General features: G+C 51.5%; 1 protein-coding gene. It reads left to right on the plus strand.

The window, feature by feature from the left end:
* Positions 1-104: 104 nt before the first annotated feature.
* The coding region (locus ACR6JA_RS22065) for a hypothetical protein (RefSeq protein WP_494599516.1) at positions 105-326 on the plus strand (222 nt) is incomplete at its 3' end.

The following is a 326-nucleotide window of genomic DNA, read 5'->3' on the forward strand; positions in this document are numbered from 1 at the left end:
GCGTATGAGCGCGCAGGCGATAGGTAATTCACTCTTTTGATGATAAGATCGGCCGGTTTTGTTAGAATTTCAGAACCATTGATTTCTGACGAGAGTGTAGAATCGTGAACATCAAAAAGTTGTTTGTCGCCGTGATCGCGGCCATGCTGCCGTTCGCACAGGGGCACGCGCAGCTCTCGGCAGAGAAAGCTGTTTCTCGCTATGGGAAAATCGTGCAAAAGCGCGATATGAGTTCCGTCGGCATGACGGCCTGGACGGTGGAAAAGAACGGTAAGCAGATCGACCTTTTTACCACGGCCGAAGGCGAAAACATGGCGGTCATTGCC

Source organism: Cedecea sp. B1(4), from assembly GCF_059414925.1.